This window comes from Pseudomonas sp. NBRC 111138, from assembly GCF_001320835.1.
In the GTDB taxonomy this organism is placed as follows: Bacteria; Pseudomonadota; Gammaproteobacteria; order Pseudomonadales; family Pseudomonadaceae; genus Aquipseudomonas; species Aquipseudomonas paracarnis.
Genome location: NZ_BCBO01000103.1, coordinates 14,865 through 36,400, shown reverse-complemented (window position 1 = coordinate 36,400; position 21,536 = coordinate 14,865). Strand labels below are relative to the sequence as shown.

Genomic DNA, 21,536 nt, shown 5'->3' with positions numbered 1-21,536 from the left:
ATGGCCAAGCCTGGATTTCGCCTCGCGCTGTTTGCCACGCTTCTGGCGTTGTTTGTCGTGCTGCTCGGCGCCTATACCCGCCTGACTCACGCCGGTCTCGGCTGCCCGGACTGGCCGGGCTGCTATGGCTTTATCAGCGTGCCGCAAAGCGAAGCCCAACTGGCCCATGCCGAGTTGCACTTTCCCGACACGCCGGTGGAGGCCGACAAAGGCTGGGCCGAGATGACCCATCGCTACTTCGCGGGCAGCCTGGGCCTGTTGATCGCGCTGCTGGCGGCGCGTTCGTGGCGTCATCGACGTGATCCGGGCCAGCCCGTGAAGCTGCCGCTGTTCCTGCTGGCGGTGGTGTTCGCCCAAGCGGCGTTTGGCATGTGGACCGTGACCTTGAAGCTCTGGCCGCAAGTGGTCACAGGGCACCTTTTGGGCGGCTTTGCGACCTTGAGCCTGCTGTTTCTGCTGACCCTGCGGCTGTCCGGCGTACTACCGGCGCTGGTCGTGCCCAAGCGCCTGCAATATTGGGCGACGGCGGGCCTGGTGCTGGTGATCGGGCAGATCGCCCTGGGCGGCTGGGTCAGTTCCAACTACGCGGCGGTGGCCTGTATCGATTTGCCCACCTGTCATGGCCAATGGTGGCCGACGGCAGACTTCGCCAATGGTTTTCACCTGACCCAGCACATCGGCCCCAATTACCTGGGCGGGCAGCTCGACAGCGAGGCGCGCACTGCTATCCACCTGACGCATCGCATCGGCGCCGTGCTGGTCACGCTCGTGCTGCTCGGTTTGGCCTGGCAACTGCGAGCAGTAGGGATGACGCGCCTGGCCGGCCTGCTGTTGATCGCCCTGGCTGCGCAGATCTGCCTGGGGGTGAGCAATGTGGCGTTCGGCTTGCCCCTGCCGGTGGCGGTCGCACACAACGCCGGCGGGGCAGCGTTGTTGTTGACGCTGGTGCTGGTCAATTATCACGCGCGCACCAGCCTGGTTCGGGTGCGTCACCCGCGCCTGTTCGGCTGGCGTTTTATCCCGCGCAAACAGGTGTCGGGCCTTATCACCCTTAAAGGAGAGCTGCCATGGCGACCGTGATCGGCGCACGTCGCGACCGGGCGATCTGGCGTGACTATTTGGAGCTGACCAAGCCCAAAGTAGTGGTGCTGATGCTGATTACTTCGCTGGTGGGCATGTTCCTTGCCACCCGCGCCGGGGTGCCCTGGACAGTGCTGGTGTTCGGCAACCTCGGCATTGCCCTGTGTGCCGGCGGCGCGGCGGCGGTGAACCATGTGGTCGATCGACGGATTGATGCCGTGATGGCGCGCACTCACAAGCGGCCGATGGCTGAGGGGCGTGTCTCGCCGATGGCGGCGTTAGCGTTTGCGTTGTTCCTGGCTATTGCAGGATTAGCCCTGCTGCTCGCGTACACCAACCCGCTGGCGGCCTGGCTGACCTTGGCTTCGCTGCTGGGTTATGCGGTGATCTATACCGGCTTTCTCAAGCGAGCAACGCCGCAGAATATCGTCATCGGCGGTCTGGCCGGTGCGGCGCCGCCGCTGTTGGGTTGGGTGGCTGTTACTGGGCATGTGAGTGCCGAACCCTTGCTGCTGGTGCTGATCATCTTCGCCTGGACTCCGCCACATTTCTGGGCCCTGGCCATTCACCGCAAAGAGGAATACGCCAAGGCCGACATCCCGATGCTGCCGGTCACCCATGGCGAACACTACACCAAGGTGCATATCCTGCTGTACACCTTCGCCCTGCTGGCGGTGAGCCTGATGCCCTACGTTATCCACATGAGCGGGCTGCTCTACCTGGGCTGTGCGCTGGTATTGGGTGCGCGCTTTCTGCAATGGGCCTGGGTGTTGTACCGTGGCAGCCAGCCGCACGCGGCGATCAACACGTTCAAGTACTCTATCTGGTACTTGCTGCTGCTGTTTATCGCCCTGCTCGTAGACCACTACTTATTGTTGAACCTATGACTCGAACTCAAAAAACCGTCTTCATCCTCGTGGCCCTGGTGGCGTTGATCATGGGCCTGACCGTCAACAAAGTGCTCTCGGGCAAAGGCCAGGGCGATCCCACTGCGCTGATCGACGCCGGCATCATTCTGCTGCCGCAAAGCCGCCAGTTGCCAACGGTGACCATGACCGACCAGGAAGGCCAGCCGGTGGTGGTCAATGAGTTGAAGGGCAAGTGGAGCCTGCTGTTTTTCGGTTACACCTTCTGCCCGGATATCTGCCCGACCACCCTCGCCCAGCTTCGCCAGATCAAGAGTGAGCTGCCCAAAGAGGCTGTGGACAAGTTGCAGGTGATCCTGGTCAGCGTCGATCCACACCGCGATACCCCGGCGCAGCTCAAGCAGTACCTGGGTTACTTCGACCCACAGTTCCAAGGCCTGACTGGCGCTAACGTGGAGGATGTGCAGAAGGTCTCGAATGCGGTGAGCATTCCCTTCATTCCGGCGGATACCAGCAAGCCGAACTATACAGTCGACCACAGCGGTAACCTGGCACTGATCGGCCCGGATGGTACTCAGCGTGGGTTTATTCGTGCGCCGTTGAACAACCAGAAGCTGGTGGCGCAGTTGCCGGGGTTGCTACAGCGCAAGTGAGCACCTGATGATCGTTCCCACGCTCTGCGTGGGAATGCAGTTAGGGATGCTCTGCGTCCCCAAGCGTGACGCAGAGCGTCACGAGAGGCGTTCCCACGCGGAGCGTGGGAACGATCAGATCAGGAGAAATCAGAACGCCGGTTTGATCGCGCCTTTGTACTTCTCTTCGATGAATTTCTTCACTTCAGGCGTGTGCAGGGCTGCAACCAGCTTCTTCACCGCGTCCGCATCCTTGTTGTCTTCGCGGGTCACCAGGATGTTCACGTAAGGCGAGTCGCTGCCTTCGATCACCAGGGCATCCTTGGATGGGTCCAGCTTGGCTTCCAGGGCGTAGTTGGTGTTGATCAGCGCCAGGTCGACCTGGGTCAGCACGCGCGGCAGGGTGGCGGCTTCCAGTTCGCGGAATTTCAGGTTTTTATCGTTGCCGGTGATGTCCTTGATGGTCGACAGGATGTTGGTCGGGTCCTTCAGGGTGATCAGGCCGTTCTTGGCCAGCAGCAACAGCGCACGGCCGCCGTTGGTGGCGTCGTTCGGGATCACCACGTTGGCGCCGTCAGGCAGGTCGGCCAGTTTTTTGTACTTGCTGGAGTAAGCGCCCAGAGGTTCCAGGTGCACAGCGCCGACGCTCACCAGGTGAGTGCCTTTGGCCTTGTTGAATTCATCCAGGTACGGCTGGTGCTGGAAGAAGTTGGCATCCAGGCGCTTTTCAGCCACCTGTACGTTCGGCTGCACGTAGTCGGTGAAGACTTTGACCTTCAGGTCCACGCCTTCTTTGGCCAGGGCAGGCTTCACGAATTCGAGGATTTCGGCGTGAGGCACCGGCGAAGCAGCGACCGTAATAGTCTCGGCGTGGGCGGAAAACGCAGCCACGGCGGCGAAAGCAACCAGTAGTTTTTTCATCCAGCAAGCTCCTTGTTCGGGCATCTGCCGGCTATGTGCCGGCAATGGCCGTTATTTACGAGAAAAATGCACCACCAGCCGGTCGCCGACGGTTTGCAGAATTTGCACCAGAATCAACAGCATCACCACAGTGACCACCATCACATCGGTCTGGAAACGCTGGTAGCCAAAACGGATTGCCAGGTCGCCCAGGCCGCCAGCCCCGACCACACCAGCCATCGCGGTGTAGGAAACCAGTGTAATCGCCGTCACCGTAATCGCCGCGAAGATGCCAGGGCGGGCCTCGGGCAATAGGGCATTGGTGATGATCTGGCGGGTGGTGGCGCCCATGGCCTGGGTGGCTTCGATGATGCCACGGTCCACTTCGCGCAGGGCGGTTTCCACCAGGCGAGCAAAGAATGGCGTGGCACCGACGACCAGTGGTGGGATCGCGCCGGCGACACCCAGCGACGTGCCGGTGATCAGTACCGTGAACGGAATCATCACGATCAGCAGGATGATGAACGGCAGCGAGCGCAAGATATTCACGATCAGCGACAACAGCGCGTACAGGCCTTTTTGTTCGAATAGCTGGCGCGGGCTGGTCAGGAACAACAGCACGCCCAGAGGCAGCCCCAGTAGCACGGTGAAGAACAGCGAGCCGAACAGCATGGTCATGGTGTCGCCGGTGGCGAGCCAGATTTCAGACCAGTCGATATTGGCGAAGAAACTCAGGAAAACGTCCATCAGCGCAGGACCTCCATGTGAACGTCGGCGGCGGTGAAGCGTGCGAACGCGGCTTCCATGTCACCGCCGGTGACGGCGAGGGTCAGTTGCCCGTAAGGGATGTCTTTGATGCGGTCGATACGACCGGCAAGAATGCTGTAGTCCACACCGGTTTCCCGTGCGACGGTACCCAGCAGTGGCGCATAGGTCGCGTCCCCTTGGAACGTCAGGCGCACGATACGGCCTGGCACATGGGCAAAGTCGTCGCGCTGCTCGCCTTCGTCCACCTGTTCGGCTTCTTGTACGAAGCGCTTGGTGGTCGGGTGCTTGGGGTGCAGGAACACGTCGGCCACCGAGCCTTGCTCGACGATTACCCCGGCGTCCATGACGGCGACCTGGTCGCATACGCGGCGGATCACGTCCATTTCATGGGTGATCAACACGATGGTCAGGTTCAACTCGCGGTTGATCTCGGCCAGCAGTTGCAGGACCGACGCCGTGGTTTGCGGGTCGAGGGCGCTGGTGGCTTCGTCACAAAGCAGGATTTTTGGCTTGGTCGCCAGGGCTCGGGCGATGCCGACGCGCTGTTTCTGGCCGCCGGACAACTGCGCCGGGTACTTCTTGGCGTGGTCCGACAAGCCGACGCGGGCGAGCAGCTCAGCCACACGCTGGTCGATTTCCTTGCGCGACAGTTCACCGGCGAGCGTCAGCGGCAGCGCGACGTTGTCGGCCACGGTCTTGGACGCCAGCAAGTTGAAGTGCTGGAAGATCATCCCGACCTGCTGGCGAAAGCGCCGCAGGCCGTTGGCGTCCAGCGCAGTGACTTCTTCGCCATCCACCTTGATCTGGCCGCCACTGGGCTCTTCCAGACGGTTGATCAGGCGCAACAGGGTGCTTTTACCGGCACCCGAATGGCCAATCAGGCCAAACACCTGGCCGTTCTCGACGCGCAGGCTGGTGGGGTGCAGGGCGGGGATATCCTTACCGGCGACGCGGTAGGTTTTATGGACGTTTTGAAACTCGATCACGTAGCGAACCTTGTGGGGCGCATTGAAAAGGGATCAGCGGTTAGCCGGGCGCGCATTTTAGCCTGTCCGTATAGCGTTTCTTAGCATTTATTTCGTATTCATCCAGTCATTTGGCAATAACGCGATCAAAGGTCATAAAAAAGGAACGGTGCAAAACCAAGTCAGTCACTACTTAAGCAACTCGATTTCCCAGGTGCCGTGCCTGGGGTTTTGCTCAAACGAGCCGGGGACCGCTCTGGCCACTTTGAATAAGGAGTTTTGACTGATGAGTACCAAGAAGCCAGCCACCCCGCCGAAGAGTGAACTCGCGGGCACTGATACCCTGGACCGTGGCAACACCAACGCCAAGCTGCAGGCGTTGGAAGAATTCCGTTCCGACGCGACCGGCCAGGCCCTGCGCACCAACCAGGGCGTGAAGATTTCCGACAACCAAAACAGCCTGAAAGTCGGCGCCCGCGGCCCTTCGCTGCTGGAAGACTTCATCATGCGTGAAAAGATCACGCACTTTGACCATGAGCGTATCCCCGAGCGCATCGTGCATGCCCGTGGTACGGGGGCCCATGGCTATTTCCAGAGTTACGGCGACCATTCGGCGCTGACCAAGGCAGGTTTCCTGCGCACGCCTGAGCATAAAACCCCGGTGTTCGCACGTTTTTCCACGGTGCAGGGCCCGCGTGGTTCCGGCGACACCGTGCGTGACGTGCGCGGTTTTGCCGTGAAGTTCTTCACCGACGAAGGCAACTTCGACCTGGTGGGCAACAACATGCCGGTGTTCTTCATCCAGGATGCGATCAAATTTCCTGACTTCGTCCACGCGGTGAAACCCGAGCCTCATAACGAGATTCCTACCGGCGGTTCGGCCCACGATACGTTCTGGGACTTTGTTTCGCTGCAACCGGAATCCGCGCACATGGTGATCTGGGCCATGTCCGACCGCGCCATTCCAAAAAGCCTGCGCGCCATGCAGGGCTTTGGGGTACACACCTTCCGTTTGATCAATACCGAAGGTAAGTCCAGCTTCGTGAAGTTCCACTGGCGTCCAACAGTCGGCACCTGCTCGCTGGTATGGGATGAGGCGCAAAAGCTGGCCGGTAAAGATACGGACTACCACCGTCGTGACCTGTGGGAAGCGATTGAAAGCGGCGATTACCCTGAGTGGGAGCTGGGCGTACAGATCGTGGCCGAAGAAGACGAGCACAAGTTTGATTTCGACTTGCTCGACCCGACCAAGATCATTCCAGAAGAACTGGTACCGATCACGCCGCTGGGCAAAATGGTGCTCAACCGTAACCCGGACAACTTCTTCGCTGAAGTCGAGCAGGTTGCGTTCTGCCCGGGTCACATCGTGCCGGGCATCGACTTCACCAACGACCCATTGCTGCAGGGCCGTCTGTTTTCCTACACCGATACCCAGATCAGCCGACTGGGCGGGCCGAACTTTCATGAGATTCCAATCAACCGGCCTGTCGTGCCTTTTCATAACGGCCAGCGCGACGCTCAGCATCGCACCGTGATTGATAAGGGTCGTGCGTCCTACGAGCCAAACTCTATTGATGGTGGTTGGCCGAAAGAAACCCCTGCTGGTCCTACCGATGGTGGCTTTGAGTCCTACTACGAGCGCGTCGATGCCAACAAAGTACGTGAGCGCAGCGAATCCTTCGGTGACCATTTCTCCCAGGCGACGCTGTTCTACAACAGCATGAGCCACCACGAGAAAGAGCACATTATCGCGGCCTACAGTTTTGAGCTGGGCAAGGTGGAGCGCGAGTTCATCCGTGCGCGCCAGGTCAACGAGATCCTGGCCAATATCGACCTGGAGCTGGCCAAGCGCGTTGCGCAGAATCTGGGCTTGCCGGCGCCGACCAAGGGCACCGTGCCTGCCCGTGAAACGTTGTTGAAAGAATCGCCAGCCTTGAGCCAGGTGAACTTGCTGTCGGGCGATATCAAAACGCGCAAAGTGGCGATTCTGGCAGCCAACGGCGTTGATGGTGCGGCCATTGACGCGTTAAAAGCCGCGCTTGAAGCTGAAGGCGCCCATGCCAAGTTGCTGGGGCCTACTTCGGCGCCGGTGACCACCGCGCAGGGCAAGACGCTGCCGGTCGACGCCTCGATGGAAGGCATGCCGTCCATTGCCTTCGACGCAGTGTTTATCCCGGGTGGCAAAGAGTCCGTGAAGGCGCTGAGCGGTGATGGCGTGGCGTTGCATTACGTACTGGAAGCCTACAAACACCTGAAGGCGATTGCGGTAGCCAGCGATATGAAGCCGTTGCTGGACCTGCTGAAACTGGAGGAGGATGCGGGGTTGATCGTGGGCGCGGATGCCAAGGCGTTCAAGGCCTTCTTTGCGGCGATTGCCCAGCATCGAGTGTGGGCGCGTGAGCCGAAATCCAAGGCGATTCCGGCTTAACTTATCGGTTGTTTGTTAGATCTTCATCGCAGGCAAGCCAGCTCCCACACTTTTCAAATGTGCGAGCTGGCTTGCCTGCGATGCTTTTAGTCCGTCTTGCGCGGAATCAGCACAACCTGCGCCGGAATATGTTTCAGGATCTGCCGGTGAATCTTCAGGTCATACCCCGAATCAATCCGCTTGACCCGCTTGGTCAGTAACGTGGCCAGCCACGGGTAATCCTGGGTGCGTGGCACCTGGATGCTGACGTCGCACTGGTAATTCACCACATCGGTGGCGATGGCGTCCAACTGATGGCGCATGTCTTCAACATCCGCAAGGTTCAGCGCCACGGTGGTGCTCGGCGCTGCGGGGTCGATGACCTTGGCGGCAGGCTTGGCCTCAGCGGCTTTCAACGCAGCTTCTGCCTGGTCCAATTCGGCTTTGCGCGCATGGCTGATGGCACTGTTGACGCCACCGGTCAGCGCAGGGGCCTTGGGCATCAAGGCGCGGGCACGGCTCAGGGCCGTGGCGGCCGCGTTGACGTCGCCTTTTTGCAGCACGATCTGGCTGCGTTGCAGGTAGGCTTCGGCCAATTGACGCTGGTAGGCCTCAAGTGCCGCGTCATTGGGCGATTGGGCCTGCAATGCAGCCAGTTGGTCTTCGGCGGTGGCCAATTCGCTGCTGGCCAGGTTTTGTTCCAGCTGCGCGATGGCCGCAGCCCGCGGATCCGGAGCCTGGGGGGCAGCGGGCGGCGTACTTTGGCAGGCGCCCAGCAGCAGTGAAAATGCGGCAAGGAGCAGATAACGGGAGGTGAACGGCTTCATTCCTGCGACTCTCTATTTGCGCAAAAAGCGAGCAAGTCTACACCCCTCGACGGGGCAGGACAAAACTCAGCAGAAACAGGGCGGCCGCCGTAACCACAATCGACGGCCCGGCCGGTGTGTCCTTGAACCAGGACAGCGCCAGGCCACCACACACTGCAAGCATCCCCAGGAGGCTGGCGCCAATTGCCATCTGCTCCGGAGAGCGAGCGTGGCGCTGGGCAGCGGCGGCTGGAATGATCAGCAGCGACGTGATCAACAATACGCCGACAATCTTCATCGCGACAGCAATCACCACGGCGATGAGCAACATCAAGGCCATACGCAGGCCTGCGACGGGCAAGCCTTCTACCTTGGCCAGTTCTTCATGCACGGTGATCGCCAGCAACGGGCGCCACAGGGCCACCAGCAACACCAGCACCGCAGCGCTGCCGCCGAGGATCCAGGCCAGGTCGGTCGGGCTGATCGCCAGCAGGTCGCCGAACAGGTAGGCCATCAGGTCGATGCGCACTTCATGCATGAAGCTCAGCACCACCAGGCCCAAGGACAAGGTGCTGGGCGCGAGGATGCCCAGCAGAGTGTCGGAGGCCAGTGGCTGGCGTTGCTGCAGGGTCACCAGCACTACGGCTAGCAACAGGCAGCCGACGGTCACGGCGATGGCCGGGCTTACATCCAGCAGAAAGCCCATGGCCACGCCCAGCAAGGCGGCATGGGACAAGGTGTCGCCGAAATAGGCCATGCGCCGCCAGACCACAAACGAGCCCAATGGGCCCGCCACCAGTGCCAAAGCCAAGCCTGCCAGCAGGGCGTAGAGCAGAAAATCAGCCATGCTTGCAGCTATCTCCATGAACGTGGGGGGTATCGACGACGGCGCCATGCAGGTCATGGGCGTGGTCATGGTGGTGATGGTAGATCGCCAGGCTCTGGGCGTTCTTGCCGAACAGCTCCACGAACGCCGGGTCGCCACTGACCTGTTCCGGGTGGCCGGAGCAGCACACGTGGCGGTTGAGGCAGACCACTTGGTCGGTGGTGCTCATGACCAGGTGCAAGTCGTGGGAGACCATCAGTACGCCGCAACCATGGCGGTCGCGCAGACGGGTGATCAGGCTGTACAGCTCGGCCTGGCCGGCGACATCGACACCTTGCACGGGTTCATCGAGTACCAGCAGCTCGGGCTCGCGCAGCAAGGCGCGGGCCAGCAGCACGCGCTGCATTTCGCCGCCGGAAATACTTTGCACCGGGTTGTCGATGACGTGTTCGGCGCCGACTTCCTTAAGCGCAGCCTGGGCGCGGGCGCGGTCTACGCCAGGCACCAGGCGCAGGAAGCGCAATACGGAGAGCGGCAATGTCGGGTCCACATGCAGCTTTTGCGGCATATAGCCCACGCGCAGCTTGGGCTTGCGCCAAACCGTGCCGCTGTGGGGCTTGAGCAGCCCGAGCACGGCGCGCACCAAGGTGGTCTTGCCAGCGCCGTTGGGGCCGATCAGGGTGACGATTTGCCCCGGTTCCACGCTCAGTGCGATGTTCTCCAGCACGTTTTGCCCGGCGAACGTGACCCCGACCTGCTCCAGGCGGATTAACGCATTGCTCATCAAACCCCCTGGCAGCCTGCGCACAGGCCGACCACTTCGACCGTTTGCCCTTCGACCTTGAAGCCGACGTCGGCAGAGCTTTTGATAATGGCGTCGCTGATGCTTTTTTGTTCAAGCTCAATGGCGGCGTGGCACTCGCGGCAGATCAGGAACTGGCCCTGATGCGCGTGCTCCGGGTGGTTGCAGCCGACAAAGGCGTTAAGCGAGGCGATACGGTGCACCAGGCCGTTTTCCAGCAGGAAATCCAACGCACGGTAAACGGTGGGCGGCGCGGCGCGGCGGCCGTCCTGCTCGCTGAGGACGCCGAGAATGTCGTACGCGCCCAAAGGCTTGTGGCTCTGCCACACCAGCTCCAGCACCCGGCGACGCAAGGCGGTCAGGCGCAAGCCTTTCTTTGCGCACAGGGTGTCGGCCTCTGACAATGCGGTGTGCACGCAGTGAGAGTGGTCGTGGGGACGGCTGGCAAGCGGTGTTTTAGGCATGAGCGGCGACAGATATTTGATAGAGACGTTATTATGTTACCCGTTCCTACGCCATCGAGTGGTCATCGTGTCCCGACTTTTTCCCGTTTTTGTCGTATTTGTCACCAGTTTATTCGTTGCGGGTGCCGCTCAGGCCGAGGTCAAGGTGCTGACGAGCATCAAGCCCTTGCAACTGATTGCCGCTGCCGTGCAGGACGGCGTGGCTGTTCCAGAGGTATTGCTGCCGCCGGGGGCGTCGCCGCATAACTTTGCTTTGCGCCCATCCGACGTACGGCGCGTGCAGTCGGTCGACCTGCTGTACTGGATTGGGCCAGACATGGAAACGTTTTTGCCGCGTGTGCTTAAAAGCCGTACAGCGGCAACGGTGGCCGTGCAGGACCTGCCAGGCATGAAACTGCGCGTCTTCGGCGAAGATAGCCACTCTCATGCCGATGAAGCCGACGAACATGATCACGATCACCGCCCAGGCAGTGTGGATGCGCACCTGTGGCTGTCCACGGTCAATGCACGTGTGATCGCCGCTCGGATGGCGGCCGATCTGAGCGTTGCCGACCCAGCCAATGCCGAGCGTTATCAGAGCAATGCGAAGGCCTTCGAAGAACGCCTGAACGCGCTGGATGCGCGCCTGAAGCAGCGTTTGGCGGGCGTTGATGGCAAACCTTATTTCGTGTTCCACGAAGCCTTTGATTACTTCGAAGAGGCGTACGGTTTGAAGCATGCTGGCGTGTTCAGCGTGGCCGCCGAAGTGCAGCCGGGCGCGCAGCACGTAGCGGCGATGCGCGCGCGTTTGCAGGAAGTGGGCAAGACTTGCGTGTTCAGCGAGCCGCCGTTGCGACCTCGCTTGGCCGAAACCCTGGTGGCCGGGTTGCCGGTGAAGTTGGCGGAATTGGATGCGTTGGGTGGCTATACGCCAGCTACCGCGCAGGGTTATGAGCAGGTACTGGAAAGGCTCGGCAATGACTTGGCCGGTTGCCTGGAGTCGCTCTAACACGCAACACAAAACCCCTGTGGGAGTGGGCTTGCCCGCGATAGCGCAGTATCAGTCGATACTGCTATTGCAGGCAAGCCAGCTCCCACATTGGCCGAGTCGGTCTTTTAAAGTGCGAACGGCAGGTGGACCGTGACCTGTTGACGCTGCGCCAAGCGGTGCTCGAACTCAGCCGGGTCATGAATCAACACATCCTGCCCTGCAAATGATTCGGCCGCGATCAGCCGGGACAGCCAGAACCGTACGCACGCCACGCGCAGCATGGTCGGCCATAGCTCGGCTTCCTTCGCGGTAAACGCCCGTAGCCCCGCGTAAGCGCCCAGCAGCGCCCGGGCACGGTGACCGTCAATCACGCCATCGGCATCCGAGCACCAATCATTCAAGGCGATGGCCACGTCGTAGAGCATCGGCCCCGAACAGGCGTTGTAGAAGTCGATCAGGCCTGTCAGGTGCGTGCCTTCAAACATCGCGTTATCGCGAAACAGATCGGCGTGCACATTCGCCCGCGGCAGGCCGAGGATGTCGGCCTTGTGGGCGTCTATCTCGGCCAGCGCATCGCGCAACAGGCGTTGCTGGGCCTCGTTGAGGTGCGAAATGAGTTGCGCGCCCTCGCAGAGCATCCAATCCAGGCCGCGGTCGGTCTTGCGTTCAAGTACCTTTTCGCCCTGGGTGGCCAAGTGCAGGTGGCCGAGCAATTCGCCAACCTGGGTGCAATGCTGTGCATTGGCCTCCTTGATGTGCTTGCCCGCCAGGCGCGGTTGCAGCAAGGCCGGTTTGCCCTTGAGTTCGCGCAAAGCGATGCCGTCGGTGGTACGCAGGGCGTACGGCACAGGCAGGTCGGCGTCGTGGAGCACGTCGAGCAGTTCGATGAAGAACGGCATTTCTGCCACCGGGCCACGCTCAACCAGGGTCAGGACGAACTCGCCCTGCTCCAGGCTGATAAAGAAATTGGTGTTTTCGCTGCCGGCGGCAATCCCCTGGAAATCAAGCAGGCGGCCGAGCCCATAAGGGGCGAGAAAGGTTTCCAGCTCAGGCCGAGCCAGGGGGGTGAACACAGACATGGTTAAAACTGCCGTTACGGGCGCTGCGGTGGGCAGCGCCGGTTAAAATTAAGAAATCATTTCCATTCGAAGATCTTCCATGACGGGATCAGCATATCCGGCTGGTCAGAGCGGATGAAGTTCGCGTCGGTGCCGTCCGCACGTACCAGAAAGTACGGTGGTGCGCCCTTCGGGGTGACCTTGATCGCGTACAGAAAGCCGTTTTGGCGGTATTCCTGGATGGTTTTGTCGCCTTCCGTGCGAATGGTAACTTCCGGATCACCTCCAGGGGCATTGTCTGCCGCCATGGCAGCCATCGGAGCGAGTGCAATCAAACCGGTCAACAGCAGGCGATTGAATGTACGCATGATAACCTTGTCCCTTTGTTTTCATTGGTCCGGCTATTCTAGCGCCTGACCCGCCGAAAAGGTTGATCCTGCTCATGAGCCAAGCGCCCCTCGTCCTGGTGGACGGTTCTTCTTATCTGTATCGCGCCTTCCACGCGCTGCCACCGCTGACCACCTCCAAAGGCCTGCCCACCGGTGCGGTCAAGGGCGTGTTGAACATGCTCAAAAGCCTGCGCAAGCAGTACCCGGACAGCCCATTTGCGGTGGTTTTCGACGCCAAGGGTGGGACTTTTCGCGATGAGATGTACGCCGAATACAAAGCCAACCGCCCGAGCATGCCTGATGACATGCGCCTGCAGATCGAGCCGCTGCATCAAAGCGTGATCGCTCTTGGCTTCCCGTTGCTGTGCGTCGAGGGCGTCGAGGCCGATGACGTGATCGGCACCCTGGCCCGCAGCAGCGCGGCCGCCAGCCGCCCGGTGGTGATCTCGACCGGTGACAAAGACATGGCGCAGCTGGTGGACGGCCACATTACCTTGGTCAACACCATGACCGGTAGCTCGATGGACATCGAGGGCGTTAAGGAGAAATTCGGCGTCGCTCCGGAGCAGATCATCGACTATCTGGCGTTGATGGGGGATTCGTCCGACAACATTCCCGGCGTTCCGGGCATTGGCCCCAAGACCGCCTCCGGCTTGCTGGTGGGAGTCAATGGCGGCCTCAAAGAGCTTTATGAGCAGCTGGATATTGTGCCGACCCTGCCTATCCGTGGGGCCAAGACCCTGCCGGCCAAGCTGGAGGAGCACAAGGAGATGGCATTCCTGTCCTATCAGTTGGCGACGATCAAGATCGATGTGCCGCTGGATATCGGGTTGGATGATTTGCACCTGATCGAACCGGATCGCGAAAAGCTGCTGGAGCTGTACACGCTGCTTGAGTTCAAGAGCTGGTACGACGAAATCCAGCGCGATGCCAAGCGTGTCGAGCTCAAGTCGGCGAGCGAGGTTGCGCCGGCCGCCGAGATGCCGGTCGAGGCTGTTATATCAGTACCGGTAGAGGCGGTTTACACCACTATTCTGGACCAGGCTACCTTCGACGTGTGGCTGAAAAAACTCCACGATGCGCCGTTGTTTGCTTTCGACACCGAAACCACCGGCATCGACGCCCAGCAGGCGCAATTGGTCGGGGTCTCGTTTGCTGTGCAGCCCCATGAAGCCGCCTACATCCCGCTGACCCATTCCTATATCGGCGCGCCGGATCAATTGGACCGCGACACCGTTCTGCTGGCCCTGAAACCGCTGCTGGAAGACCCGACCAAACTCAAGGTGGGCCAGCACGCCAAGTTCGACATGAACATCCTGGCCAACTGCGCCATTGGTGGCGACCCTGCCCAGGGCATTACCGTGCGCGGCATCGCCTTCGACACCATGCTCGAATCCTACGTGCTCAATTCCACCGCGACCCGGCACGATATGGACAGTCTGGCGAAGAAGTACCTGGACCACGACACGGTCAGCTTCCAGGACATCGCCGGCAAAGGGGCCAAGCAACTCACGTTCGATCAGATCGCCCTTGAGCAAGCCGGCCCCTATGCGGCCGAAGATGCCGACGTGACCTTGCGCCTGCATCAGCACTTGTACGCGCAACTGGCGGCGATCCCGAGCCTGGCCAGTGTGCTGACGGACATCGAGATCCCGCTGGTGCCGGTGCTGGCACGCATCGAGCGCCAGGGCGCACTGGTAGACAAGGACCTGCTCGGCATTCAGAGCATCGAGCTGGGTAACAAGATGGTCGAGCTGGAGCGCCAGGCGTACGAGATCGCCGGTGAAGAATTCAACCTGGGCTCGCCCAAGCAGCTCGGGGCGATCCTGTACGAGAAGCTCGGCATGCCGGTGCTGAAAAAAACCGGCAAGGGCCAGGCATCCACCGCTGAGGAAGTGTTGGCCAAACTGGCCGAAGATGATTTTCCGTTGCCCAAGGTACTGATGCAGTACCGCAGCATGAGCAAGCTCAAAAGTACCTATACCGACCGCCTGCCGGAACAGATCAACCCGCGTACCGGGCGTATTCATACGTCTTACCACCAGGCCGTCGCGGCGACCGGGCGCTTGTCCTCCAGCGATCCGAACCTGCAGAACATCCCGGTGCGCACCGCCGAGGGGCGGCGCATTCGCCAGGCGTTTGTCGCGCCCAAGGGCTACAAACTGCTGGCGGCGGACTATTCGCAGATCGAGCTGCGGATCATGGCGCATTTGTCCAAGGACGAAGGCCTGATGAACGCCTTCCGCAATGACCTGGACGTGCACACGGCCACGGCGGCCGAAGTGTTCAAGGTCGAGTTGAATGAGGTCACGTCCAACCAGCGCCGCAGCGCCAAGGCGATCAACTTTGGCCTGATTTACGGCATGGGCGCCCAGAAGCTGGGCAAGGACATCGGCGTCGATACCAAGACCGCCAAGGCTTACATCGATGTGTACTTCGCTCGCTATCCAGGGGTGCGCGAATATATGGAGCGAACCCGCGCCCAGGCGGCGGATCAGGGGTATGTCGAAACCTTCTTCGGGCGGCGCCTGTACTTGCCGGATATCAACTCCAACAAGCCCCAGGAGCGCGCGGCGGCCGAGCGCACAGCGATCAACGCGCCGATGCAGGGCACGGCGGCGGACATCATCAAGAAAGCCATGGTGCAGGTGGATAACTGGCTGACCGAGTCGGGCCTGGATGCCAAGGTCATCCTTCAGGTGCACGACGAATTGGTGCTGGAGGTGCGTGAAGACCTGGTCGCGCAGGTCAGCGAGAAGATTCGCGAGCATATGAGCGCGGCGGCTCAGTTGGACGTGCCTTTGGTGGTGGACGTAGGCGTAGGCGATAACTGGGACGAGGCGCACTGATTCCGCGGCTTTGCCATCACCGTCAGTGGTGGCGAAGCGGTTTAGATCGGAAACCGTCGTCAGTTATTTCCAATAGTTTTTTGAGCCTGTCGGAACTTAACCTGTGAACTGCCACTCAGAGTTACTGAATGGGTGGTGAAGCCCTTCAATGCTCCTATGTTGTGTTAAGTGTTGGCAGATAATTCTGGACCCCGCCCTAGCGGTCCGGAACTTGAACCCCGAACTTCCCCTCCCCAAAAGAAGTCCGGGGTTTTTTTTGCTCGCAGAAAAGTTACTCGGCGATTTCTGCGCCCTTGTCCGCCAATGCCATCCAGCCGGCCAGCACGGTGTAGGCCTCTTCAAGGCCCATGCGCTTGGGGGCGGAGAACAGCTGAATCGTGATGGTATCGCCCCAGCCCTTACGGATTTCGGACTGCACTTTGAGCAGGGTGTTCTTGGCTGCGCCGTAGGTGAGCTTGTCGGCCTTGGTCAGCAAAATGTGCATCGGCATGCCGCTGGCGACAGCCCAGTCGAGCATCAGCAAGTCGAAGTCGGTCATTGGATGGCGGATGTCCATCATCAGGATCAAACCCTTCAAACTCTCGCGACCGCCCAGGTAAGCCTCAAGGTGACGCTGCCAGTGCAGCTTCAGCGGGATAGGTACTTTTGCATAACCGTAGCCCGGCAGGTCGACCAGACGCCGATCATCGTCTAGCTTGAAGAAATTGAGTAGTTGCGTGCGGCCCGGGGTTTTCGAGGTGCGCGCCAGGCTGGCGTGAGTCAGGGTGTTCAGTGCGCTGGATTTACCGGCGTTGGAACGGCCGGCAAAGGCGACTTCAAAGCCCTCGTCATCGGGGCATTGGTCCACTTTGGCGGCGCTGAGCATGAAGGTGGACTGTTGGCACAGGCCGAGGATGGGGTTCTTGAGTTGCATGAGATTTCCGATGTGGGCGGTGCCGAGAAAGGGTGCGGCAAGCGGTGTCGTTTCCGTTTCAGTAGCGCCAGTATATAATGCCGCAGATTTTGTGTGTGCTTTGTCCCAGCGAAGGATGAGGTTCACGGGAGCGAAAGACCTTTATTGCGCATTAGAACGCAAAACGCTCTCAAACCCTGAATAGGTCGATGTATGGACCGACGGTTGCTCGCTTCTGCTGCCCTGATTCCGCTTTACGGCGCTCAGGCTACACAGGATCAACCGAGTTTGCATGGTCAGGCTGAAGCAGTGCGTGACCCAGGGTTTCAAGGCAATGCCGCCGCGTGGTTTGTGCATGGACTGCAGTACTGAGGATTACCAGGCCGTCATTGATTTGATGGTGAGTAAACCCGGTAGATAACTCTTAAACCCTTAGCCGTAGTTGGATTAGCTGATGAACAAACTGATCGTGAGTCTGCTGTTGACCTTGGGCATCACAGGCGCTGCCGTCGCTGCAGAGGGCCCCGTCAAAGGTGATGCCACTGCCGGTCAAGCGAAGGCCGCCGTGTGTGGTGCCTGCCACGGGCCGGATGGTAACAGCCCGGCGCCGAACTTCCCCAAACTGGCCGGCCAGGGTGAACGCTACCTGAGCAAGCAGATGCACGACATCAAGGACGGCAAGCGCACGGTGCTGGAAATGACCGGCCTGCTGACCAATCTCAACGATCAGGACCTGGCGGACCTCGCGGCGTATTTTGCCAGCCAGAAGGGTAGCGTGGGAGCTGCCGATCCTAAATTGGTCGCCCGCGGAGAGCAGTTGTTCCGTGGCGGTAATCTGGAAAAAGGCTTGCCCGCCTGCACCGGTTGCCACTCGCCCAATGGCGCAGGCAACGCTGCCGCAGGCTTCCCGCACCTGAGCGGCCAGCATGCCACCTACATCGCCAAACAGTTGACCGACTTCCGCAAAGAAGAAGCCGGCCGGGCCAACGATGGGGACGCCATGACCATGCGCACCATCGCTCGCAAGCTGAGCGACGAAGACATCGCAGCCCTCTCCAGTTATATCCAGGGCCTGCACTGACGGGGCTGGGCGTTAACGCTCGATTAATCCCGCGATGCAAGCATAAAAAGGGTGGCTCAGGCCGCCCTTTTTTGTGGCCGCTGCCGTTACACTAACGAACTCATGTCCGCGTAGACCTGTCACAACAAAGGTCGCGTGAGGCGACTTTATTTGTCCAGGAGTAAAGCATGCGTAATCTGATCCTCAGCGCCGCTCTCGTCACTGCCAGCCTCTTCGGCATGACCGCTCAAGCTGCCGATGTGCCGCTTGAAGCCGGTAAAACCTATGTTGAACTGGCTAACCCGGTTCCGGTTGCGGTACCCGGCAAGATCGAGGTGGTGGAGCTGTTCTGGTACGGCTGCCCGCATTGCTACGCCTTCGAGCCGACTATCAACCCATGGGCTGAAAAGCTGCCCAAGGATGTTAACTTCCGTCGCATTCCTGCCATGTTCGGTGGCCCATGGGACGCCCACGGCCAACTGTTCCTGACGCTGGAAGCCATGGGTGTTGAGCACAAGGTCCACAACGCTGTCTTCGAAGCGATCCAGAAACAAGGCAAGCGCCTGACCAAACCGGACGAAATGGCTGACTTCGTTGCTACTCAAGGTGTCGACAAGGACAAGTTCCTGGCGACCTTTAACTCCTTCGCTATCCAGGGCCAAATCAAACAGGCCAAGGAACTCGCGCAGAAGTACGGCGTGCAAGGCGTTCCAACTCTGATCGTCAACGGCAAATACCGTTTCGACCTGGGCAGCACCGGTGGTCCTGAAGCGACCCTGAACGTTGCCGACCAACTGATTGCCAAAGAACGCGCTGCCAAGTAAGGGGCTCGCCATGCGCCGCTGGGGTACCGAGCGTGTCGTTGGCCTGCATGAACCGCAGGTCAACGAGCATCACCTGGAGTCCACAGGCCTGCCGGCAGACAGCCGCTTGCGCCTGCTCAGCTTCAATATCCAGGTGGGCAACAGTACCGAGAAGTATCGGCACTATCTTACGCGTGGCTGGCAGCACCTGCTGCCCCACAAGGGGCGTACCGGTAACCTGCAGAAAATCGGCGACCTGCTCAGCGACTTCGACTTGGTCGCCCTGCAGGAAGCCGACGGCGGCAGCCTGCGCTCCGGCTATATCAACCAGGTGGAACACCTGGCTCAGCTGGGCGCCTTCCCGTACTGGTATCAGCAACTCAACCGCAACCTGGGGCGCCTGGCGCAGCACAGCAATGGCGTACTCAGCCGCCTCAAACCCACGGCTATTGAAGATCATCCCTTGCCAGGCCCCAAAGGGCGCGGGGCGATCCTTGTGCGTTTTGGCGAAGGCCCGGAAGCCTTGGTGGTGGTGATGATGCACCTGGCCCTCGGGGGGCGTACGCGCAACCTGCAACTGGCCTACGTGCGTGAATTGATTGGTAACTACAAGCACCAGGTGCTCATGGGTGACATGAACACCCATGCCAACGACCTGCTGCAGAATTCTCCGCTGCGCGACCTGGGGTTACTGGCCCCGCAAGTCGAAGCCACGTTTCCCAGCTGGCGCCCGCAGCGCTGTCTTGACCATATCCTGCTCAGCCCAAGCCTCACACTGGAAAGTGTGCAGGTGCTAGCGCAGCCCATTTCCGATCACCTGCCGGTCGCGGTAGAGATTCGTCTGCCGGGTTCGCTCACGGCTGATGCATTACCCGCGTTGAGCCCAGGCCCTCGCGGACCCCTTGCATGAGCGACGACGCCCAGCGCTGGAAAGAGAAATACCTCCAGAGCATCGAGCAACAAGACAAACTCGAACGCCGCTGGGCTGCCCGCCTCGATTTGCTGCGCCGCGGGCTGGTGCGCAGCACGCTGGCCGCTGAAGGCACCGACCGCGCCGTCGATCAATGCATGAAGGAAATGCGCGATGTCGTGCGCACGGACGACATGGACGCTGCCCTCGCCGCTTTACTGCCACGCCTGGAAAAGGCCGTGCTGGATTCGGAGCAGCGCCGCGAAACCCGTGTCGACCAGATCAGCACCGCGCTCACCGCCTTGGTCACCCAGTTGCAAAAGCTGCCGTTGCCCCGCGAGGTGGCTCGCCCGCTGAAAACCTTCGCCAAGCAACTCGATGGTCGCGTGGCACAAGCGCGGGAGATACCCCTGCTACTCAGTGAGCTGAGCAGCCTGCAGGGGCAGGCGCTGAATAATCTGGAGCCTGAAGGCGATACCGCACGCCCAGGCCCGGGCCTGTTGCAACGCCTGTTCGGTAGTAAGGAGGCCGCCAGTGAAGCATTGCCGGTTGACGCTGAGCCACTGCCGGCAATGCAATTGGCAGCGCCAAAGCCTGCAGCGCCCAAACCCGCACCCGAACCGGAAGAACTTGCGCAATCGGAAGAGCTGACCCAAGCCTTGCGTGCCTTTGCACCGCTGTCACCCACACCCGTGGCCTTGAAGGCTGCGCCTGTTGCTGCGGCCGAAGGGCAAGAGGTCGCCAGAGAAACGCCGGTATTCGACGCTCCAGAGGTGCCGTCGATTGCGCCTGCGCAATTACCGGAGCCCGACGTGCAGGCGCCACCGGTTGCGGAGCCTGCTCACGAAAGCGCACTCGCTGCCTTTATCGAACCGCCGCCGGCTCCAGTCGAAACGCCGGATGAGACCACCATCGGCAGCCTGTCGCTGCCCCCCGTGCTGGAAAGCCCCGAGCCTGACGAGCTGCAACCGGACGGCACCTGCGCCCTGCCCGATTCGCCTGAACCGTCCTACAGCTCGGTGGCCAAGCACATTGAAGGCACTTTGCTCGGCCTGCTGGAAGACCTTTCCCTGCCCGAACGTCACCAGCCCCAGGCCGAGGCGATGCGTGAGCGTCTCGCCCATGGTTTGAATTGGTACGAACTGCTGCCGATCCTGGATGACCTGGCCGTGCTGATGCTGGCGGTCACCGACAGTGGCCAGCATGAGTTCGAGGCTTATCTCAAGCAGCTCAACGAGCGTCTCGAGGCATTCCAAGGGCATTTGCAGGTCGCCAGCGAAGGCCACGCCGACAGCAGCCTGGCCGCGCGGGAGTTGGACACACAGATTCGCGAGCAGGTGGACGGCCTGCAAAGCAGCGTGCAGGACGCCGCCGACCTGGACAGCCTCAAGCAGGTGCTCGAAAGCCACCTTGAAGGCTTGCTCGGCACCATGGATGAACACCAGCAACAGCGTGACCTGCGGGAACAGGAAGTGGCCGCACGCCTCAAAGGCCTGGCTGAACGCGTGGCCCATATGGAGCAGGAGGCCCAGGGATACCGCGAGCACCTCGAGGTGCAGCGCCAGAAGGCCTTGATCGATCCGCTCACCGGGCTGCCCAACCGTGCGGCGTGGAGCGAACGCCTCGATTACGAGGTCAACGCCTGGCATCAGCGCGGTAACAGCCTGTCGCTGGCCATGCTCGACCTGGACCACTTCAAGCGCATCAACGACGGCTACGGTCACCTGGCAGGGGACAAGGTCTTGAAGATCATCGCCAACGTGCTGAGCAAACGCCTGCGGCCGACTGACTTCATCGCGCGGTTTGGTGGTGAAGAGTTTGTGCTGCTCATGCCCGACTCAGCCTTGGCGGATGCCCTGGCCGTAGGTGAAGTATTGCGTGAGGCCATTGCAGCGTGCCCGTTCCACTTCAAGGGCGAGCCGGTAACGATCACGGTGTCCATGGGCGTGGCGCAGTTTCAGGCCGGCGAGCGCAGTGACCTGGCGCTCAAGCGTGCCGACGAGGCGCTCTACAGGGCAAAGGCTGCGGGACGTAATCAGGTGCAGGCGGCATAAAAGATGTTCCATTTTGTGATTTGACCGCCTAGCCA

At 60.7% G+C, this 21,536-nt stretch carries 20 protein-coding genes and 1 pseudogene; 11 read left to right on the top strand and 10 right to left on the bottom strand.

Annotation, left to right across the window (positions count from 1 at the left end; all coding sequences use genetic code 11):
• From APH41_RS19925 to APH41_RS19915, 3 genes are read left to right on the top strand one after another with little or no spacing between them, the layout of a single operon-like run.
• Positions 1-1,080: a heme A synthase gene (locus APH41_RS19925; protein ID WP_054897239.1), complete on the top strand. Its 1,080-nt coding sequence runs from the start codon at positions 1-3 to the stop codon at positions 1,078-1,080.
• Entirely contained in the window at positions 1,068-1,967 is a 900-nt protein-coding gene (gene cyoE / locus APH41_RS19920) for a heme o synthase (protein WP_054920928.1), read from the top strand. Before APH41_RS19925 ends, cyoE begins: the two co-directional genes overlap by 13 nt.
• Positions 1,964-2,599 carry an SCO family protein gene (locus APH41_RS19915; protein WP_054897237.1) on the top strand — a complete coding sequence of 212 codons (636 nt, stop codon included), beginning with the start codon at positions 1,964-1,966 and terminating at the stop codon, positions 2,597-2,599. Before cyoE ends, APH41_RS19915 begins: the two co-directional genes overlap by 4 nt.
• 129 nt (positions 2,600-2,728) lie before the next feature.
• Here APH41_RS19915 and APH41_RS19910 read toward each other — a convergent pair whose 3' ends face one another.
• From APH41_RS19910 to APH41_RS19900, 3 genes are read right to left on the bottom strand one after another with little or no spacing between them, the layout of a single operon-like run.
• The gene (locus APH41_RS19910) at positions 2,729-3,499 is read right to left on the bottom strand and encodes a MetQ/NlpA family ABC transporter substrate-binding protein (RefSeq protein ID WP_003187353.1); all 771 of its coding nucleotides are present in this window, start codon (positions 3,497-3,499) and stop codon (positions 2,729-2,731) included.
• Positions 3,500-3,550: 51 nt separating this feature from the next.
• A complete protein-coding gene (locus tag APH41_RS19905) occupies positions 3,551-4,225 on the bottom strand; it encodes a methionine ABC transporter permease (protein ID WP_003187354.1) in 675 nt (224 codons plus the stop codon).
• A complete protein-coding gene (locus APH41_RS19900) occupies positions 4,225-5,232 on the bottom strand; it encodes a methionine ABC transporter ATP-binding protein (protein WP_034129230.1) in 1,008 nt (335 codons plus the stop codon). The genes APH41_RS19905 and APH41_RS19900 overlap by 1 nt, the downstream gene beginning before the upstream one ends.
• A gap of 265 nt (positions 5,233-5,497) precedes the next feature.
• Between APH41_RS19900 and katE the strand changes: the two genes are divergently transcribed.
• Positions 5,498-7,639, top strand: a complete 2,142-nt coding sequence (gene katE, locus APH41_RS19895; RefSeq protein ID WP_054920925.1) for a catalase HPII — start codon at positions 5,498-5,500, stop codon at positions 7,637-7,639.
• An 86-nt stretch (positions 7,640-7,725) separates the two neighbouring features.
• Here the strand turns inward: katE and APH41_RS19890 are convergent, their stop codons facing one another.
• From APH41_RS19890 to zur, 4 genes are read right to left on the bottom strand one after another with little or no spacing between them, the layout of a single operon-like run.
• Positions 7,726-8,445: a PA5502 family lipoprotein gene (locus APH41_RS19890; protein ID WP_054920923.1), complete on the bottom strand. Its 720-nt coding sequence runs from the start codon at positions 8,443-8,445 to the stop codon at positions 7,726-7,728.
• A gap of 37 nt (positions 8,446-8,482) precedes the next feature.
• A complete protein-coding gene (gene znuB, locus APH41_RS19885; RefSeq protein ID WP_054920921.1) occupies positions 8,483-9,271 on the bottom strand; it encodes a zinc ABC transporter permease subunit ZnuB in 789 nt (262 codons plus the stop codon).
• Complete coding sequence (gene znuC, locus APH41_RS19880) at positions 9,264-10,034, bottom strand: zinc ABC transporter ATP-binding protein ZnuC (RefSeq protein WP_003187361.1); 771 nt, start codon at positions 10,032-10,034, stop codon at positions 9,264-9,266. The genes znuB and znuC overlap by 8 nt, the downstream gene beginning before the upstream one ends.
• On the bottom strand, positions 10,034-10,516 hold the full coding sequence (gene zur, locus APH41_RS19875) for a zinc uptake transcriptional repressor Zur (RefSeq protein WP_014716336.1): 483 nt from the start codon (positions 10,514-10,516) through the stop codon (positions 10,034-10,036). Before zur ends, znuC begins: the two co-directional genes overlap by 1 nt.
• 58 nt (positions 10,517-10,574) lie before the next feature.
• Here zur and APH41_RS19870 point away from each other — a divergent pair, with 58 nt between their 5' ends.
• Positions 10,575-11,504 carry a zinc ABC transporter substrate-binding protein gene (locus APH41_RS19870; RefSeq protein ID WP_054920919.1) on the top strand — a complete coding sequence of 310 codons (930 nt, stop codon included), beginning with the start codon at positions 10,575-10,577 and terminating at the stop codon, positions 11,502-11,504.
• Between the two features lie 107 nt (positions 11,505-11,611).
• On the opposite strand, the gene APH41_RS19865 is transcribed toward APH41_RS19870, so the two are convergent.
• Positions 11,612-12,565, bottom strand: a complete 954-nt coding sequence (locus APH41_RS19865; RefSeq protein ID WP_054920916.1) for a homoserine kinase — start codon at positions 12,563-12,565, stop codon at positions 11,612-11,614.
• Positions 12,566-12,621: 56 nt separating this feature from the next.
• Entirely contained in the window at positions 12,622-12,912 is a 291-nt protein-coding gene (locus tag APH41_RS19860; protein WP_054920914.1) for a DUF2782 domain-containing protein, read from the bottom strand.
• Between the two features lie 74 nt (positions 12,913-12,986).
• Here APH41_RS19860 and polA point away from each other — a divergent pair, with 74 nt between their 5' ends.
• Positions 12,987-15,782 (top strand): DNA polymerase I, encoded by a 2,796-nt coding sequence (gene polA / locus APH41_RS19855; RefSeq protein ID WP_054920911.1) that lies wholly within the window; start codon positions 12,987-12,989, stop codon positions 15,780-15,782.
• Positions 15,783-16,053: 271 nt separating this feature from the next.
• On the opposite strand, the gene yihA is transcribed toward polA, so the two are convergent.
• The gene (yihA, locus tag APH41_RS19850; RefSeq protein WP_054920909.1) at positions 16,054-16,695 is read right to left on the bottom strand and encodes a ribosome biogenesis GTP-binding protein YihA/YsxC; all 642 of its coding nucleotides are present in this window, start codon (positions 16,693-16,695) and stop codon (positions 16,054-16,056) included.
• Positions 16,696-16,887: 192 nt separating this feature from the next.
• Here yihA and APH41_RS29485 point away from each other — a divergent pair.
• The 5 genes and pseudogenes from APH41_RS29485 to APH41_RS19825 all read left to right on the top strand — a co-directional run bounded on the left by APH41_RS29485 (position 16,888) and on the right by APH41_RS19825 (position 21,501).
• Positions 16,888-17,095, top strand: a pseudogene (locus APH41_RS29485) (cytochrome).
• Between the two features lie 33 nt (positions 17,096-17,128).
• Positions 17,129-17,755 (top strand): cytochrome c4, encoded by a 627-nt coding sequence (locus tag APH41_RS19840; RefSeq protein WP_014716340.1) that lies wholly within the window; start codon positions 17,129-17,131, stop codon positions 17,753-17,755.
• 167 nt (positions 17,756-17,922) lie between these two features.
• Positions 17,923-18,558, top strand: coding sequence for a thiol:disulfide interchange protein DsbA (dsbA, locus tag APH41_RS19835; protein WP_003187375.1), 636 nt, complete (start codon positions 17,923-17,925; stop codon positions 18,556-18,558).
• A 10-nt stretch (positions 18,559-18,568) separates the two neighbouring features.
• Positions 18,569-19,447 (top strand): endonuclease/exonuclease/phosphatase family protein, encoded by an 879-nt coding sequence (locus APH41_RS19830; RefSeq protein ID WP_003187377.1) that lies wholly within the window; start codon positions 18,569-18,571, stop codon positions 19,445-19,447.
• Positions 19,444-21,501: a diguanylate cyclase gene (locus APH41_RS19825; RefSeq protein WP_054920907.1), complete on the top strand. Its 2,058-nt coding sequence runs from the start codon at positions 19,444-19,446 to the stop codon at positions 21,499-21,501. The genes APH41_RS19830 and APH41_RS19825 overlap by 4 nt, the downstream gene beginning before the upstream one ends.
• Positions 21,502-21,536 lie beyond the last annotated feature (35 nt).

Coding starts and splice junctions, on each gene's coding strand:
- APH41_RS19865 (WP_054920916.1), bottom strand. CDS start 12,565: ATGTCTGTGTTCACCCCCCTGGCTCGGCCTGAGCTGGAAACCTTTCTC.
- APH41_RS19890 (WP_054920923.1), bottom strand. CDS start 8,445: ATGAAGCCGTTCACCTCCCGTTATCTGCTCCTTGCCGCATTTTCACTG.
- yihA (WP_054920909.1), bottom strand. CDS start 16,695: ATGCAACTCAAGAACCCCATCCTCGGCCTGTGCCAACAGTCCACCTTC.
- dsbA (WP_003187375.1), top strand. CDS start 17,923: ATGCGTAATCTGATCCTCAGCGCCGCTCTCGTCACTGCCAGCCTCTTC.
- APH41_RS19830 (WP_003187377.1), top strand. CDS start 18,569: ATGCGCCGCTGGGGTACCGAGCGTGTCGTTGGCCTGCATGAACCGCAG.
- APH41_RS19915 (WP_054897237.1), top strand. CDS start 1,964: ATGACTCGAACTCAAAAAACCGTCTTCATCCTCGTGGCCCTGGTGGCG.
- APH41_RS19840 (WP_014716340.1), top strand. CDS start 17,129: ATGAACAAACTGATCGTGAGTCTGCTGTTGACCTTGGGCATCACAGGC.
- APH41_RS19825 (WP_054920907.1), top strand. CDS start 19,444: ATGAGCGACGACGCCCAGCGCTGGAAAGAGAAATACCTCCAGAGCATC.
- znuB (WP_054920921.1), bottom strand. CDS start 9,271: ATGGCTGATTTTCTGCTCTACGCCCTGCTGGCAGGCTTGGCTTTGGCA.
- APH41_RS19860 (WP_054920914.1), bottom strand. CDS start 12,912: ATGCGTACATTCAATCGCCTGCTGTTGACCGGTTTGATTGCACTCGCT.
- APH41_RS19910 (WP_003187353.1), bottom strand. CDS start 3,499: ATGAAAAAACTACTGGTTGCTTTCGCCGCCGTGGCTGCGTTTTCCGCC.
- katE (WP_054920925.1), top strand. CDS start 5,498: ATGAGTACCAAGAAGCCAGCCACCCCGCCGAAGAGTGAACTCGCGGGC.
- znuC (WP_003187361.1), bottom strand. CDS start 10,034: ATGAGCAATGCGTTAATCCGCCTGGAGCAGGTCGGGGTCACGTTCGCC.
- APH41_RS19925 (WP_054897239.1), top strand. CDS start 1: ATGGCCAAGCCTGGATTTCGCCTCGCGCTGTTTGCCACGCTTCTGGCG.
- polA (WP_054920911.1), top strand. CDS start 12,987: ATGAGCCAAGCGCCCCTCGTCCTGGTGGACGGTTCTTCTTATCTGTAT.
- zur (WP_014716336.1), bottom strand. CDS start 10,516: ATGCCTAAAACACCGCTTGCCAGCCGTCCCCACGACCACTCTCACTGC.
- APH41_RS19905 (WP_003187354.1), bottom strand. CDS start 4,225: ATGGACGTTTTCCTGAGTTTCTTCGCCAATATCGACTGGTCTGAAATC.
- cyoE (WP_054920928.1), top strand. CDS start 1,068: ATGGCGACCGTGATCGGCGCACGTCGCGACCGGGCGATCTGGCGTGAC.